Genomic DNA, 14762 nt, shown 5'->3' with positions numbered 1-14762 from the left:
ATTACCGCGCGAACTTCTTATGCTTCATCCGCTTGGGTTCCATTGCATCGGCACCGAGGCGGCGTTTTTTGTCTTCTTCGTAGTCCTCAAAGTTGCCTTGGAACCATTCGACATGGGCTTCGCCCTCAAATGCGAGGATGTGGGTGCAGATCCGGTCAAGGAAGAAACGGTCGTGGGAGATGACCACGGCGCAGCCTGCGAAATCAACGAGGGCGTCTTCCAAAGCGCGCAGGGTTTCGACGTCGAGATCGTTGGTTGGTTCGTCGAGCAGCAGGACGTTTCCGCCTGATTTCAACAGTTTGGCCATGTGAACGCGGTTACGTTCACCGCCCGACAGGATGCCGAGTTTCTTTTGCTGGTCCCCGCCTTTGAAGTTGAACGCCGAGCAATAGGCGCGGGAGTTCATTTCAGCGTCGCCGAGTTTGATCACTTCGCCACCGGAGGAGATTTCTTCCCAAACGGTTGCGTTCGGGTCCAGATCATCGCGGGACTGATCAACATAGGACAGCTGCACTGTGTCGCCATAGGTTACGGACCCTGAGTCCGGTTCGATCTGGCCGGTGAGCATGCCAAAGAGGGTCGATTTACCGGCGCCGTTGGGGCCGATCACGCCGACGATCCCACCGGGGGGAAGGTCGAATGAGAGGTTTTCAACGAGGAGTTTGTCGCCCATCGCCTTGGTAAGCCCTTCGACCTCGATCACCTGCGAGCCGAGGCGTTGACCGTTCGGGATAATGATCTGGGCGCGGCCCATTTTTTCGCGCTCTGATTGGTTGGCGAGGTCGTTATAGGCGCTGATACGGGCCTTGGATTTCGCTTGGCGGGCTTTGGCGCCTTGGCGCATCCATTCCAGTTCGCGTTCAAGCGTTTTCTGTTTGGATTTGTCTTCTTTGGCTTCTTTTTCCAGACGTTTTGCTTTGGCTTCCAGCCAGCTGGAGTAGTTGCCTTCGTGCGGAATGCCAGAACCACGGTCGAGTTCCAAAATCCAGCCTGTGATGGCATCAAGGAAGTAACGGTCGTGGGTGACGATTAGGATTGTGCCCTTGTAATCAATGAGGTGCTGTTGCAGCCACGCGATTGTCTCGGCGTCGAGATGGTTGGTCGGTTCGTCGAGCAGCAGCATGTCTGGCGCGTCGAGCAGGAGTTTGCACAGGGCAACGCGACGCTTTTCACCACCAGACAGGGTGGTGACGTCTGCATCATCCGGCGGGCAGCGCAGGGCCTCCATTGAGACGTCGATTTGCGCGTCGAGATCCCAGAGGTTTTGGGCGTCGATCTCATCCTGAAGCTTCGCCATCTCGTCGGCGGTTTCGTCCGAGTAGTTCATCGCCAGTTCGTTGTAGCGATCAAGGATGGCCTTTTTCGCGGCAACGCCGAGCATCACGTTTTCACGCACAGAAAGGTTCGGGTCGAGTTCGGGTTCCTGCGGCAGGTAGCCAACAGTCGCACCCTCAGCGGCCCAAGCCTCGCCACTGAATTCTTTGTCTTGGCCAGCCATGATGCGCATCAGGGTGGATTTACCCGTGCCGTTCACACCGACGACGCCGATTTTTACGCCAGGCAGGAAGTTTAAGCGGATGTTTTCAAAAACCTTTTTCCCGCCGGGGTAGGTTTTGGAAACGCCGTCCATGAAGTAAACATATTGATAGGCCGCCATCTGCGAGGTCCCCCGAGAAAATGTGTATTTGCGATGTGAATACGCGGGCGGAAGCGGTGGTGCAATGGGGGTTTCGGTCTGCTTGTTTGGGGCGTGTTTGTGCAAGCATGGAATTGCCTTTGGGGAAAGGGCTGCGTAAGGAAACTCCATGCAACGTCACGGCATGCCATATGCCCGCGCCGGACAGGTGGTGGGATTGCTGGGGGGGTCGTTTGACCCCGCCCATGAAGGGCATGTGCATATCACCAAGGCCGCGATGGAGCGGTTTGGGTTGGATCGTGTTTGGTGGCTGGTCAGTCCGGCTAACCCTTTGAAAACACGTGGCCCAGCACCGATCGAAGACCGAGTTGCACGGGCGAAAGATGTGATGCAGCACCCGCGTGTGACGGTGACAGATATCGAGGCGCATTTGGGTACCCGTTATACGGCCAAGACGATTGCGGCCCTGCAGGACGCCTATCCTGATGTGCGGTTTGTCTGGCTCATGGGGGCGGATAATTTGGCGCAGTTCCATCTGTGGCAGGACTGGCAAGAGATAATGGAGCGTGTTCCGGTCGGCGTTTTGGCGCGTCCGGGGGACCGGATTTCTGCGCGGTTGTCGCGTGCGGCGCGGATTTATCGCAAAGAACGGCTGATCGGGCGGGCCGCGCGCCTGTTGGGGCAGGCCGAGGCACCGTGTTGGGCCTTTACGAACCTGCCGATGTCGCAAAAGTCATCAACCGCGATCCGCGCGACAGGGACATGGGGCGCGGATGACGGTAAAGATACTTCAAAGAGTAAGTAAGGTTTCAGGATGTCAGTGACGTATTCCCGTCGAGCGATTTTGGGTGGATTGTTGTCCAGTGCGGCTGGTGCTGCTTTGGCTGAGGGTCCGTTGACCTCGTTGCGCCCGAATGCGCGGTCTGGGGTCGCGACGGCGAGTGCTGTGAATGCTCCGCTTGAGACCAGCCCGATCCCACGGATCGCGCCACGGGTGCGTGCGACGCTTGAGCAGATTATTGCGTCTGCCGATCTGGATGGAACGGTTGGCGTTGTGTTGACGGATGCCAGCACGGGTGAGGTGATTGAGCAGATTGATGGCGATGTGTCGCTGCCGCCGGCAAGCGTAACCAAGGCCGTGACAGCGCTGTATGCGTTGGATGTTCTGGGTGGTGCGTTCCGATTCGTTACGCGCCTAATTGCGACGGGCCCTATAGAAGACGGCATTTTGCATGGTGATTTGATTTTGGCGGGCGGGGGCGACCCGACGCTGAGTGCCGATCATCTGGCTGAACTGGCCGAGGCGTTGAAGGCTGCTGGCGTGAGTGAGATCACGGGCAAGTTCCTGTGTTGGCGCGGGGCGCTGCCCTATGCCGAGGAGATCGAGCCGAGCCAGTTGGATCATTTGGGGTATAACCCTGCCGTCAGCGGGCTGAACCTGAATTTCAACCGTGTTCATTTTGAATGGAAACGCGTGAACGGCAGTTGGCAGACGACGATGGATGCCCGCACCGAAAACCGCGTCCCGCGCGTTTATATGGCGAATGTTCGTATCGTGGATCGCGGTGCGCCCGTTTTTGCAACTGATGGACCTGACAGTTGGACGGTAGCACGGTCAGCACTCGGAAACGGTGGATCGCGCTGGATGCCAGTGCGCCAACCTGCGTTATATGCGGGGGACGTGTTCCAAACGCTTGCGCGTGAGGCTGGGGTACCTTTGCCCGCGCCTGAAGTGGTTGATGATTTGCCGGGAGGGGTCGAAGTTGCCCAGCACCGCAGCGCGACGTTGCGGGTGATTTTGCGGGACATGTTGCTGTATTCAACGAACCTGACAGCGGAAATTTGCGGGTTGGCGGCGACACAGGCGCGGTTCAGGACGTCGTTGGCAATCGAAAGTTCGGCCGCGCAGATGACGCGTTGGTTGGGTGAGACCTATGGCATTGAGGGGCGTTTCGTCGACCATTCCGGCCTGAGTGACGTGAACCGTGTCAGTGCAGCGGATATGGTGAAGGTCATGCAGGCTGTTGGCGCTGACGGGCCATTGCGCCCGATCTTGCGGCGGATACCGATGCGGGATGCTGAGAATGACCGGATTGAGAATTTTCCGAATGAGGTGCGTGCGAAAACCGGAACGTTGAACTTTGTCAGCAGCTTGGCGGGGTATGTTGAAACCGCTGACGGATCGGATGTTGTATTTGCGATTATTGCGGCCAACCTTGAGCGGCGCGAGCAGGGCAAGGCTGCGGGCGATGAGGTTCCGGCCGGATCAATTGAGTGGAACAGGCGCGCCAAACGGTTGCAGCAGGTGTTGTTGCAACACTGGAGCCTGACCCACGACGATGATCGCCCGTTTTCACAAGGCGTTGATATTGATGCGCAATTGGACGCGTCTGAAGCTAATTCTGGGAACTAAAGCGTCATGTGACGCGCACGTGCGCCACGTTCAATTGCGGCAGCGTGCAGGCGGTCGATGTTCAGCTCGTAGCGCATTTCTTCGAGCATTCGCAGTTCGGATTGCGCGATTTCACCGTCCGCAGCGGCGACATCACAAGCCAGCGCATATGCGGTTTCGTTCAAGCGTTCTGGCAAGGTGTCGCGGATAAGGCCGAATAGGGCGTCCAGCCCGTCTTCTTGGTCAAACAGGTCAAACACCGTTTGGGAGACACGCGGAACATGGTCGGCGTCGTAGTTCGCGAATACGGGCAAGTTGTTGATAATGTTCGTGATCTTCACCAGCTCCGATGTGAGGATGTTTTCGTCGCTGGCGGATACCGCGATCATGACGGCACATAGGGCGTCTTGGGCGGTGAGGGAGGGGGTATCAGACATGGGCAAAGCTCCTGTTGTTGAGTGTACATTTATTGACGCCAACGCTGCGCTGCAATAGGACGCGCGACATGCCGCTCCAATAGGGGTGCGGCCCTTATTATAGAGAAGATCCATGAGCAATTTGCGTGACGCTGGAATGACATCCAAAGCTTGGCCGTTTGAAGAGGCCCGTAAACTGCTCAAACGGATTGAAAAGTCCGGCAAGGATCACGTGTTGTTTGAAACGGGCTATGGCCCGTCTGGGTTGCCCCATATCGGGACCTTTGGTGAGGTGAGCCGTACGACGATGATCCGCCGCGCGTTTGAGGTGATCTCTGATATTCCTACGCGGCTGATCTGTTTTTCCGACGATCTGGACGGCATGCGCAAGGTGCCTGGAAATGTGCCAAACCCTGAAAAGCTGGAACCTTATATGCAGATGCCGCTAACAGCGGTGCCTGATCCGTTTGGCGAATACGAGAGCTTTGGCCACCATAACAACGCGATGTTGCGCCGGTTCTTGGACACGTTCGGATTTGAGTATGAGTTCATTTCCGGCAAGGAATACTACGAGTCCGGTGCCTTTGATGCCGTGCTTTTGCGCGCTGTCGAAAAGTACGATGACATCATGAAGGTGATGCTTAAGTCCTTGCGCGAAGAACGTCGCGAGACCTACTCCATCTTCCTGCCGATGCACCCAGAATCCGGACGTGTAATGTATGTCCCGATGAAGTCCGTTGATGCAAAGGCGGGCACCGTGACGTTTGAGGATGAGGACGGCAAGGAATTCACCGTTCCGGTGACGGGTGGCAATGTGAAGTTGCAATGGAAGCCGGATTTCGGTGCGCGCTGGGCGAGCCTTGATGTCGACTTTGAGATGTATGGCAAAGACCACTCCACCAACACGCCGATTTATGACCGCATCTGCGAGATTTTGGGCGGTAAAAAGCCTGAGCATTTCAGCTATGAGCTGTTCTTGGATGACCAAGGCCACAAGATTTCAAAGACATCCGGCAATGGGGTCAGCATTGATGAATGGCTGACCTATGCCAGCACGGAATCCCTGTCTTACTTCATGTATCTGAAGCCGAAGACGGCCAAGCGGATGCATTTTGACGTGATCCCGAAAGCGGTGGATGAGTATCACCAGCAGTTGCGGGCGTACCCGACGCAGGATGATGCGGGTAAGCTGAACAACCCTGTGTTCCACATCCACGGCGAGAACGTTCCTGCGTCCACGATGGTTGTGCCGTTTTCGATGTTGCTGAACCTCGCGTCGGTTTCGCAAGCCAGCGATAAGGACAAGCTGTGGGGCTTCATCCAGCGTTATGCGCCGGATGCGTCGCCTGGAGCGAACCCTGATCTGGATGATGCGGCGGGTTTCGCTGTGCGCTATTACAAAGACTTCGTTGAGCCGGGCAAAGTGTTCCGCCTGCCGGATGAGCAAGAGCGAGGCGCGCTTGAGGCTTTGGTGACTGCATTGAAATCCGAAGAGGCGGCGTTGGCCGTGATTGCGCAAAAGAATGCGCAAGAGGGCAAGGACATGCCGCTTCCAGAGGTGAACTGGAGCAACGACGAATTCTTGCAGTCCATCGTGTTTGCAGTGGGTAAGGTGCATGGGTTTGACCCGCTGCGGTCTTGGTTCTCGTGCCTGTACGAAGTGCTTTTGGGCGCGAAACAGGGCCCACGATTTGGCGGGTTTATCGCGCTTTACGGCGTGGAAGAATCCATCGCGTTGATCGAAAGCGGCTTGGCTGGCGAATTGGTTTCCTAAGCCAATTTGAAACCGAAATGGGACTTTGCGCGTATCTGAAATAGGATACGCGCAAGGAGACCCTCCGTGAAACCCCTTCTTTTGACCGCCGCATTGTGTTTGCCAATCGATGTGTTGGCGCAAGATTTCAGCATCGAAGACGTTATTCGCGATCAGCTGCAATCGTTCAATGAGCGCGATGTTGCGGGCGCATGGGAGCACGCCAGCCCGTTTATCAAGGGCATGTTCGGCACGCCGGAAAACTTCGCAAGAATGGTTGAAAACGGTTACCCGATGGTTTGGGATAACTCGGATGTAAGGTTTCTGGATCGGACTGAGCTTGAAAGCATCACGCGCCAAGAGGTTCAGATCCAAGGGCCGAACGGTTTGTTTTATATCCTTGATTATCAAATGATTGAGGCGCCGGATGGCTGGCGAATTAACGGTGTGCAGGTGATCCCCGTGCCGGAAGCCTATTCCTAGTACCGTTGCGCAATTGGACCTGTCACCGTCACGGTGCTGTCAGAGGCCGTTTACCCCTTCGCCCTAACTCTATCCCCCGATGACCCAAGTGCATTTTGCACCAAGGGTCTGGATTTTTACGGGGCAGGGTGGCTGCCCCCCATGAGGGGTTTTCATATGAACAAGGTAATTACCGACGGGCTTGTCCTGATGCCGACACCGTTTGCGGATGGCTTGGGTGTTTGGTCAAGCGGGGATGGGACACCGGGGTCTGACACCTACGATCAATCTGGCAACGGGGCGTTTGTTCCGGCAGACCAACATTTTGACGGCTGCCTTGAGTTTGTCAAAACCAATAGCGTGGCAAAGCTGCGTTATATGGGTCAGACGAGCATTTTGCCGGGGTGTTATCTGCGTGTGACGGCGCGTGTTAAATGTCTGTCGGGTGCGCTGCCAGACGTACGTATCGCAGGCTGGGCCGGACAGTCCGGTGGCAGCCATTTAGGCGGTGTCGTTGAAACCGGCCCGTCTGTTTCGCTAACGGGATACGGCGATGTGGTTGAAATTTCAGCCATCATCGGCACCGGCCAGCGGACGGGTGTTGATATGGTGTGGGCCGAGGCGGACTATGGTCACATCGGGTTGGATTTCACAGGGCCAAACGGCGGTGTTGTCCGTGTCGATGACATTGAGATCGAAGACATCACAGGCGCGTTCTTGCGTGATATGCTCGGGGTTGTGGATGTGCGCGATTATGGTGCTGTTGGCGATGGCGTGACGGACGATTCCGCGGCGTTTGAAGCGGCAGACAACGACGCGGATGGGCGTGAAGTTTTGATTACTAAAGGGACTTATTTCCTCGGGGATTCAGTGACCTTTGTTAATCAAGTCCGGTTTGAAGGAACGGTTGAGATGGCCGAAGAGCACCGCTTGGTGTTCCAGAAGAATTTTGATTACGCCACCTATGTGGATGCTTTTGGGAACGAAGAATTGGCGTTCAAAAAGGCGTATCAGGCGCTACTGAATTTCTCGGATCATGAATCTTTGGACCTTTGCGGGCGACGCATTACCGTGACTGCCCCGATTGATATGCAAGCGGCGGTTAACAACCGGACCCAATTTGAAACCCGACGTGTGATCCACAACGGCCAGTTTCAAGCGGAACCTGGTCCGGCCTGGGACGACGAAGTGGTCTTGGCGCAAGCTACCTATAGTGCGGCGGATCCTAAGGAGCTTCGAAATGTCGCCAATATCGCCAGTATTCAAGTCGGATCATTGGTCACAGGCAATGGTGTTGGCCGTGAGGTCTATGTGCGTGAAGTCGATGTGGCGGGATCGATAATCACGCTCAGCCAAGAGCTGTTTGACGCGGAAGGGACACAGCAATTTACCTTTACGCGATTCAAATACATTCTAGACTTTAGCGGTTTCACCAAGCATTCCGATATGATTTTGGATCGAGTTGAACTGCGCTGTAACGGCGAGTGTAGCGCACTTCTAATTGCGCCATTTGGAAATTTGTTTCAGGTGAATGACTGTCAGTTTATTCGCCCTAAAGATCGAGCGATTTCCTCGATTGGTGCGGGCTGTCAGGGTATGATCATTGACCGCTGCAATTTCGAATCCGACGAGTCCGGAACACCGTCGCATCTGCGTAAATCGCAGTGTTTCAACACCAATGCTAATGACGTGAAAGTCCGCAATTGTCGTGCGTCGCATTTTAGGCATTTCGCTGTCATGCATGGTGGTCAGAGCATCATTGCCAACAATCACTTCTTCAATGGGGACGACGAACCCGATGGCGTACGCGTTGCGGGGCTCGTTCTGACAAAACCCAATTGCTCTTCTACGATATCGGGGAACTACATTGATAACTGTTTCGTCGAGTGGACAAACGAGCATGATTCCGAGCCTGACGTGCCGGGCTATTCGTTTGGCGGATTGACGATTTCGGGGAACATTTTTCTGAGTATTGATGGGCAGCCGTCGACACGCTGGATCGTTGTGAAACCTTATGGAACGGATCAATTTATCAATGGGTTAAACGTCCAGGGGAATATCTTCCGGACGTATCATGGGAGCATTGAGAGGGTTGAGGCGGTCGATACAACCTACGCCGATCTACTTTACGGACGGATGCGCAATATCCTGTTTGAGGGCAACGCATTTCACGGGATCGATCAGCCGACACGCAACCCCCATATCAATGTTCATGAGCAAGAGTCCGTTGACTCCACGTGGGTGGTGGATACCGAAAACTACCTGCCGTTCGGGGGGCGTGCACGCACCATCGATGCGCTTGTTCCGCTGAAGGCGATTAAGAACGGGTCAAATAGCAACGTATTTGCCCAGCCGTACGCGGTGCCAGAAAAAGGCGCGAATGATGATGAGTTTTACATCGTTTGGCCTGAGCCCGTGAAGGGGGAAATCCGGTATTCGGTGCGGATGGATAATCCGGCGTAGGGGGTATTGGGAGGGGCATCTGTTGAAGGTGCCCCTTTTCCTTTCAGGTGCGGGTTGAGGCATCTCGTCACCTTGACCTGTCGTGCCAAACGCAGTCTGTTTGCCGCATATGAAAGGGTAAAATCTTATGAAATCTATTCTCTTTGCACTTGGCCTTCTTATTGCTGCGCCCGCCGCTTCTGAAGAACTCGTCGGCCAATACGTTGCATATATTGGAAACGAAGATCTTTATAATTCTAACGGTGCTCGGTTGTCTGAGCCTTGGCAGGTTCTTCGTCAGGATCGCGCAAACTATCATCGGTTCGGAGTGTCCCAGCCGGGAGACGAGTGGGACTCGTTCTTTGGCAGCATCGACAACCGCGCAATCATGGAACGCATGGTGATGAATGGCAGAATTGAACCGTCAGCTGCACGCAGCTTGGTGAATGGCGGTGCGATGGTCGTTGTCCGAATTTACGGGACTGGCAGCACCGGGCGCTACGTAAATGTCACCGTTCACAACTAGGACTTGAGGCCGAAGTAATAGGCGAGGTAGGCGGGAATTTCACGTAACGCGCCTTTTATTTGCGGCCAAGCTCGCGCGCCTCGCACCGATGGCGTTGAGCTTGCAACGTGTTGAAACCCTGCGCGCCGAGCGATGAGCCTAGCGCGGGGGGCGTGGTACCAATCGGTAATTAGTACGACAGGACCTTCTCCAATCAACACCAATGCATTGGTGATGTTTTCGCCAGTGTTTGTAGAGTGTTCTTCGAGCGTCACAACGTTTTGAGGGACGTTTTCTACGTACAAGATTTCTGCCATCGCCTTGGCCTCGGTCGGGGGATGCTTGCCCAGTCCGCCACACGTGACGATATGATCAATCTGCCCCGCATGAAAAAGCGCTGCGCCATGCTGCGTGCGCCGCAGCAAGGTCGGTGATGGGCCGTTCGCCCAAACTGCAGCGCCAAGTATGAGGCCGGTCTTCATAGCCAGACGTGCGCTAAGTGGGAGCGGGGTTTACCCACCCCACTTCTTCCTTGGCTTGATCCCGCCGCGTTGGCCCGGCCTTCCGGCCTGTGATCGTCCGGCGCTTTTTTTGCTGTCGGCGACGGCCTTATCCACTTGATACTGGCGCGCGAGGGGGTCGTCGGACACCACCAGATCGACGGCTTCAAGCCGTTTGACTTCGTCGCGCAGTCTAGCGGCTTCCTCAAATTCGAGGTTCTCCGCCGCCTTGCGCATGTCGGTGCGAAGCCCGTCCAGAACGGCCTGTAAGTTCGCACCCGCGAGAGGCGCGTCGACGGTGGCGGTGACGCGGTTCATGTCGACGTCGCCTTTGTAGAGGCCCGCCAGAATGTCCTCGACGTTCTTCTTCACCGTTTGCGGGGTGATACCGTGTTCTTCGTTATAAGCGATCTGTTTGGCCCGGCGGCGGTCCGTTTCGCCCATTGCGCGTTCCATGCTTCCGGTGATGCGGTCTGCGTACATTATGACCTTGCCGTCTGCATTCCGCGCGGCGCGACCGATGGTTTGGATGAGGGAGGTTTCGGACCGCAGGAACCCTTCTTTGTCGGCGTCCAGAATGGCGACCAACCCGCATTCGGGGATGTCCAGCCCTTCGCGGAGCAGGTTAATGCCGATTAGCACATCAAACGCCCCAAGGCGCAAATCACGCAGGATTTCGATGCGTTCAATCGTGTCGATATCCGAGTGCATGTAGCGCACTTTGATGCCGTTTTCGTGCAGATATTCGGTCAGGTCTTCGGCCATACGTTTGGTCAGCGTCGTCACCAATGTGCGGAAGCCATCGGCGGTGACGCGGCGGATTTCATCCATGACATCATCGACTTGCGTGTCTACGGGGCGAATCTCGATCATGGGGTCGAGGAGGCCAGTTGGTCGAATGATCTGTTCCGTAAACACCCCGCCCGTTTGCTCCATTTCCCATGACGCAGGGGTGGCAGACACGAAGACGGACTGCGGGCGCATAGCGTCCCATTCCTCAAACTTGAGGGGTCGGTTGTCCATGCAAGACGGCAGGCGGAACCCATGTTCTGCCAGCGTCATTTTGCGGCGGAAGTCGCCCTTATACATGCCGCCGATTTGGGGCACGGAGACGTGGGATTCATCGGCAAAAACAATCGCATTGTCAGGGATGAATTCGAACAGGGTGGGGGGCGGTTCACCCGGGGCGCGGCCCGTGAGGTAGCGGGAATAGTTTTCGATGCCATTGCACACACCAGTGGCTTCAAGCATTTCAAGGTCAAAGTTACAACGCTGTTCTAGGCGCTGCGCCTCAAGGAGTTTGCCCTCACCAACCAGCTGGTCCAACCGCATGCGCAGTTCTTTTTTGATGCCGACAATCGCCTGCTTCATGGTTGGTTTCGGCGTGACGTAGTGCGAGTTCGCGTAGATGCGTACCTTTTCGAACGTGTCGGTTTTTTCACCTGTGAGAGGGTCAAACTCGGTGATGTTCTCAAGCTCTTCGCCAAAGAAGCTGAGTTTCCAAGCACGGTCATCCAAGTGGGCAGGCCAGACTTCCAACGTATCGCCGCGCACGCGGAATGTGCCGCGCTGGAAGGCTTGGTCGTTGCGCTTATAGGCCTGTGCGATCAAATCGGCCATGATGCCGCGTTGGTCATAGTTTTCGCCGACGTGCAAATCTTGGGTCATTGCGCCGTAGGTTTCCACCGAACCGATGCCGTAAATGCACGACACGGACGCGACGATGATCACATCATCACGTTCTAGTAGGGCGCGGGTGGCTGAGTGGCGCATCCGGTCGATCTGTTCGTTGATCTGGGATTCTTTTTCGATGAACGTATCGGACCGCGCAACGTAGGCTTCGGGTTGGTAGTAGTCGTAGAACGACACAAAGTATTCGACGGCGGCGTCTGGAAAGAAACCTTTGAACTCGCCGTAAAGCTGGGCCGCCAAGGTTTTGTTGGGGGCAAGGATAATCGCGGGTCGTTGCGTTTCCTCGATCATCTTGGCCATTGTAAAGGTCTTACCCGTACCCGTGGCCCCAAGCAGGACCTGGTCGCGCTCGCCAGCGTTGATGCCTTCGCACAACTCTTTGATGGCGGTCGGTTGATCCCCCGCTGGGTCAAATTCGGTGACCAGCTTAAGCGTGCGACCACCTTCCAGCTTTTCGCGGGTTTTCACATCTGGCGCGGGGTTAGCGAGGAATTGCTCGGCTTCTGATTTGTCGGTCTGGGCGTATGGCATGGGCGCTCCTGTCTCGGGTGTAATGTGACACCGATGTCGGGTTGTTCAAGGGGGCTACTGACAGGGTTGTGTCAACAGACTGTCAGGGGCGCTTCACCCTCTTGCGCGGTTGAGCAGAATCCTTGATATAGGCGGCAGCCAACAGGAGCCCACTATGCGCGCACGTATTTACCAGCCAGCCCGAACCGCTATGTCGTCGGGGACTGCGAAGACTAAGCATTGGGTTTTGGAATATGCACAGTCATCCGCGCGTGATGTTGACCCGTTGATGGGGTGGACGTCCTCATCTGACACTCAAACACAAGTTAAGATGTCTTTTGAGACAAAAGAAGCTGCTGTCGAGTACGCTGAAGCCAATGGAATTGAAGCGTCCGTACAGGAACCAAAGAAACGCCGCGCGAACATTCGCGCGAACGGTTATGCAGAAAACTTTGCAACGAACCGCCGCGGTGCGTGGACACACTAAACGCGACGCTTGAAGTTTGGCCCAGCTGCCCGCTAGAAGGGCACGAGCGGTCCCGTAGCTCAACTGGATAGAGCACCTGACTTCTAATCAGGGGGTTGGGGGTTCGAGTCCTCCCGGGATCGCCAGATTTTCTGATAGTTTCCAAGATAGAGTGAGAAGCAACTGTACCACATGTCTGTACTCCGGAAATTGCCATCAACGGCCACGGACGAGCGGGGAGGACGTATCGTCTATCTGTCGTCATACTGAGTGATTAGGTTTGTGACGTCCCGTTTGGTAATTAACAGAGCGCCTCCATATCGCCACCAATCCCGTTTCAGTTCCACTCGGCTTGGACTAGCTCTCGTGCGTCTTTCCCAAAGCGGACCTTGTCAGTGAAGCGTAGCATTTACGTTGGGCCGATGGTCGCTTTTAGAGCGCTTGCTGCCATCTAGGTGCATTACAGAAAGCTCTGCGTCAGGTCCTTTGGAGATGCGCTAATTAATCCAAAGCGCAAAAAAACTTGGAAGTTCGATTTTGGCGCACAGTTTGGTTGCTTGCTCCGGTGCGATATCTAAGCAGTCACGGAGCCAAGGAAACCTCGCCAATTTGAGCAAGTGCAATGCTGGTCTCGTCAGAAATGATCTCCCAAAGAACGTTGAGACCTTCCTCGCCCGCCGCGGCAATTGCAAATTGCAAAACACGACCTAGAAACGTGAAATTGGCGCCTTGTTTGAACGCTTTCACAACGTCTTCTCCACCGCGTAGGCCAGTATCATAAAAGAGAGGAAAATCATTTCCGACGGCAGCGCGGACGTCGGCCAATGCTGTGATCGGAGCTGGAGCGCTGTCCAACTGCCGCGATCCATGACTTGAAACTTGGACAGCATCGACGCCTGCCGATTTCAGCGCGACAGCATCATCCACATCCAGAACACCTTTTACGATCAACTTCCCGGGCCATATGTCGCGCAACTTGGAAAGCGTATCCCAATCCGCCTTGGCGCGACTTTCGGTTCGGTCAAACTCAAACCCGTCCATGTCAAAGTTCGCCATCTGCGGCTTGCCATTAATCAGGTTGGTGATCGACCAGCGTGGGTGCATCGCGAAATCGAAAAACTGTTTTGGGCCGATTTTGAACGGCATCGTGAACCCGTGGCGCAATTCGCGCGGTCGGCGGCCAACTTCGGGCACGTCCACCGTCAGGATCAATGTTTCATATCCGGCAGTTTTGGCGCGTTCGACCAGCTTGAATGTACCTATCCCGTCGCCGGAGAAATAGAGCTGAAACCAGGCGTTGCCTTCGGCCTCTTCGATCAGCGGTTCCATCGCAGTGGACGCCACTGTCGACACGCCCAACGGTACATTTTCACGCGCCGCTAGCCGCGCCAGCATCATATCAGCACCGGGTGCTGACAGGTTGCACATCCCCATGGGGCTAATGCCAAATGGCACTTTGGCGGTCTTGCCCAACAAAGGCACCGACAAAGACCGATCACTGACATCGCGCAAAATACGCGGCCGCAGATCAATCGCATCAAGGGCCGCACGATTACGCGCGGCTCCCAACTCATACCCAGCAGCGCCATCAATATAGTCGAACACCATCCAAGGCAAACGCCGCTTTGCAATGCGCCGCGCGTCTGCGCTAGAATGAATGCTCGGCTTCATTTAACTCGTGACCGCTTTCATGAAGCGGTCGCGGATCACGACAGGGTCCATTGTGATGACAGGCAGTTTGATGTTGCCACTGTCGCACTTCACGACAATGACGGTCATCTGTTTGCTGTCGATCGCCGCTTGCAGCGTCTTGCCAGTGTCTACGTCCTGACAGACAACCACATTCTCACAGCCACAAGCCTCAGCGACGTTTTCAAGCTTGGTCTTCTTGCCCGCATAGGTCGGCTGATCCCCGGTTGAGCCATAAGACCCGTTGTCGATGATCATCAGAATGTAGTTGTCCGCGACGTTGTTGGCGATCGTTGGCA

Annotated in this window: 13 protein-coding genes and 1 tRNA gene; 8 read left to right on the top strand and 6 right to left on the bottom strand. The window is 55.5% G+C overall.

The features are described from left to right. Position 1: 1 nt before the first annotated feature. A complete protein-coding gene (gene ettA / locus OCA8868_RS16220; RefSeq protein WP_093997641.1) occupies positions 2-1657 on the bottom strand; it encodes an energy-dependent translational throttle protein EttA in 1656 nt (551 codons plus the stop codon). 148 nt (positions 1658-1805) lie between these two features. Here ettA and OCA8868_RS16215 point away from each other — a divergent pair, with 148 nt between their 5' ends. After that, positions 1806-2441, top strand: a complete 636-nt coding sequence (locus tag OCA8868_RS16215) for a nicotinate-nucleotide adenylyltransferase (RefSeq protein WP_093997640.1) — start codon at positions 1806-1808, stop codon at positions 2439-2441. Between the two features lie 9 nt (positions 2442-2450). After that, positions 2451-4049, top strand: a complete 1599-nt coding sequence (gene dacB, locus OCA8868_RS16210) for a D-alanyl-D-alanine carboxypeptidase/D-alanyl-D-alanine endopeptidase (protein ID WP_093997639.1) — start codon at positions 2451-2453, stop codon at positions 4047-4049. Here the strand turns inward: dacB and OCA8868_RS16205 are convergent. Next, entirely contained in the window at positions 4046-4465 is a 420-nt protein-coding gene (locus tag OCA8868_RS16205) for a tellurite resistance TerB family protein (RefSeq protein ID WP_093997638.1), read from the bottom strand. The genes dacB and OCA8868_RS16205 overlap by 4 nt on opposite strands. A 112-nt stretch (positions 4466-4577) precedes the next feature. Here OCA8868_RS16205 and OCA8868_RS16200 point away from each other — a divergent pair, with 112 nt between their 5' ends. From OCA8868_RS16200 to OCA8868_RS16185, 4 genes are all read left to right on the top strand, one after another. Then, complete coding sequence (locus OCA8868_RS16200; protein WP_093997637.1) at positions 4578-6218, top strand: lysine--tRNA ligase; 1641 nt, start codon at positions 4578-4580, stop codon at positions 6216-6218. Between the two features lie 66 nt (positions 6219-6284). Next, a complete protein-coding gene (locus OCA8868_RS16195; RefSeq protein ID WP_093997636.1) occupies positions 6285-6680 on the top strand; it encodes a DUF4864 domain-containing protein in 396 nt (131 codons plus the stop codon). 156 nt (positions 6681-6836) lie between these two features. Next, on the top strand, positions 6837-9122 hold the full coding sequence (locus OCA8868_RS16190; RefSeq protein WP_093997635.1) for a right-handed parallel beta-helix repeat-containing protein: 2286 nt from the start codon (positions 6837-6839) through the stop codon (positions 9120-9122). A 127-nt stretch (positions 9123-9249) separates the two neighbouring features. Next, entirely contained in the window at positions 9250-9627 is a 378-nt protein-coding gene (locus OCA8868_RS16185; protein WP_093997634.1) for a hypothetical protein, read from the top strand. Here OCA8868_RS16185 and OCA8868_RS16180 read toward each other — a convergent pair. Next, complete coding sequence (locus OCA8868_RS16180; RefSeq protein ID WP_093997633.1) at positions 9624-10088, bottom strand: YdcF family protein; 465 nt, start codon at positions 10086-10088, stop codon at positions 9624-9626. The two genes, OCA8868_RS16185 and OCA8868_RS16180, sit on opposite strands and share 4 nt — an antisense overlap. Before the next feature lie 30 nt (positions 10089-10118). After that, the gene (uvrB, locus tag OCA8868_RS16175) at positions 10119-12329 is read right to left on the bottom strand and encodes an excinuclease ABC subunit UvrB (RefSeq protein WP_093997632.1); all 2211 of its coding nucleotides are present in this window, start codon (positions 12327-12329) and stop codon (positions 10119-10121) included. A 154-nt stretch (positions 12330-12483) separates the two neighbouring features. On the opposite strand from uvrB, the gene OCA8868_RS16170 reads away from it, so the two are divergent. Continuing rightward, the gene (locus OCA8868_RS16170) at positions 12484-12795 is read left to right on the top strand and encodes an ETC complex I subunit (protein ID WP_093997631.1); all 312 of its coding nucleotides are present in this window, start codon (positions 12484-12486) and stop codon (positions 12793-12795) included. 48 nt (positions 12796-12843) lie between these two features. Then, positions 12844-12920: transfer RNA gene (locus OCA8868_RS16165), tRNA-Arg, on the top strand. A 436-nt stretch (positions 12921-13356) separates the two neighbouring features. Here OCA8868_RS16165 and OCA8868_RS16160 read toward each other — a convergent pair. Together OCA8868_RS16160 and OCA8868_RS16155 are read right to left on the bottom strand one after the other, a co-directional pair. Continuing rightward, the gene (locus OCA8868_RS16160; protein WP_093997630.1) at positions 13357-14445 is read right to left on the bottom strand and encodes an alpha-hydroxy acid oxidase; all 1089 of its coding nucleotides are present in this window, start codon (positions 14443-14445) and stop codon (positions 13357-13359) included. Continuing rightward, on the bottom strand, positions 14446-14762 hold a 317-nt coding region (locus OCA8868_RS16155; RefSeq protein WP_245848329.1), incomplete at its 5' end, for a thiamine pyrophosphate-dependent enzyme.

The organism is Octadecabacter ascidiaceicola, from assembly GCF_900185015.1.
In the GTDB taxonomy this organism is placed as follows: Bacteria; Pseudomonadota; Alphaproteobacteria; order Rhodobacterales; family Rhodobacteraceae; genus Octadecabacter; species Octadecabacter ascidiaceicola.
This window is presented reverse-complemented; position numbering and strand designations above follow the sequence as displayed.

What these genes read in the sequence shown, in the direction of transcription:
- ettA (WP_093997641.1), bottom strand. Translation starts at nt 1,657, where the DNA reads ATGGCGGCCTATCAATATGTTTACTTCATGGACGGCGTTTCCAAAACC.
- OCA8868_RS16215 (WP_093997640.1), top strand. Translation starts at nt 1,806, where the DNA reads ATGCAACGTCACGGCATGCCATATGCCCGCGCCGGACAGGTGGTGGGA.
- dacB (WP_093997639.1), top strand. Translation starts at nt 2,451, where the DNA reads ATGTCAGTGACGTATTCCCGTCGAGCGATTTTGGGTGGATTGTTGTCC.
- OCA8868_RS16205 (WP_093997638.1), bottom strand. Translation starts at nt 4,465, where the DNA reads ATGTCTGATACCCCCTCCCTCACCGCCCAAGACGCCCTATGTGCCGTC.
- OCA8868_RS16200 (WP_093997637.1), top strand. Translation starts at nt 4,578, where the DNA reads ATGAGCAATTTGCGTGACGCTGGAATGACATCCAAAGCTTGGCCGTTT.
- OCA8868_RS16190 (WP_093997635.1), top strand. Translation starts at nt 6,837, where the DNA reads ATGAACAAGGTAATTACCGACGGGCTTGTCCTGATGCCGACACCGTTT.
- OCA8868_RS16185 (WP_093997634.1), top strand. Translation starts at nt 9,250, where the DNA reads ATGAAATCTATTCTCTTTGCACTTGGCCTTCTTATTGCTGCGCCCGCC.
- OCA8868_RS16180 (WP_093997633.1), bottom strand. Translation starts at nt 10,088, where the DNA reads ATGAAGACCGGCCTCATACTTGGCGCTGCAGTTTGGGCGAACGGCCCA.
- uvrB (WP_093997632.1), bottom strand. Translation starts at nt 12,329, where the DNA reads ATGCCATACGCCCAGACCGACAAATCAGAAGCCGAGCAATTCCTCGCT.
- OCA8868_RS16170 (WP_093997631.1), top strand. Translation starts at nt 12,484, where the DNA reads ATGCGCGCACGTATTTACCAGCCAGCCCGAACCGCTATGTCGTCGGGG.
- OCA8868_RS16160 (WP_093997630.1), bottom strand. Translation starts at nt 14,445, where the DNA reads ATGAAGCCGAGCATTCATTCTAGCGCAGACGCGCGGCGCATTGCAAAG.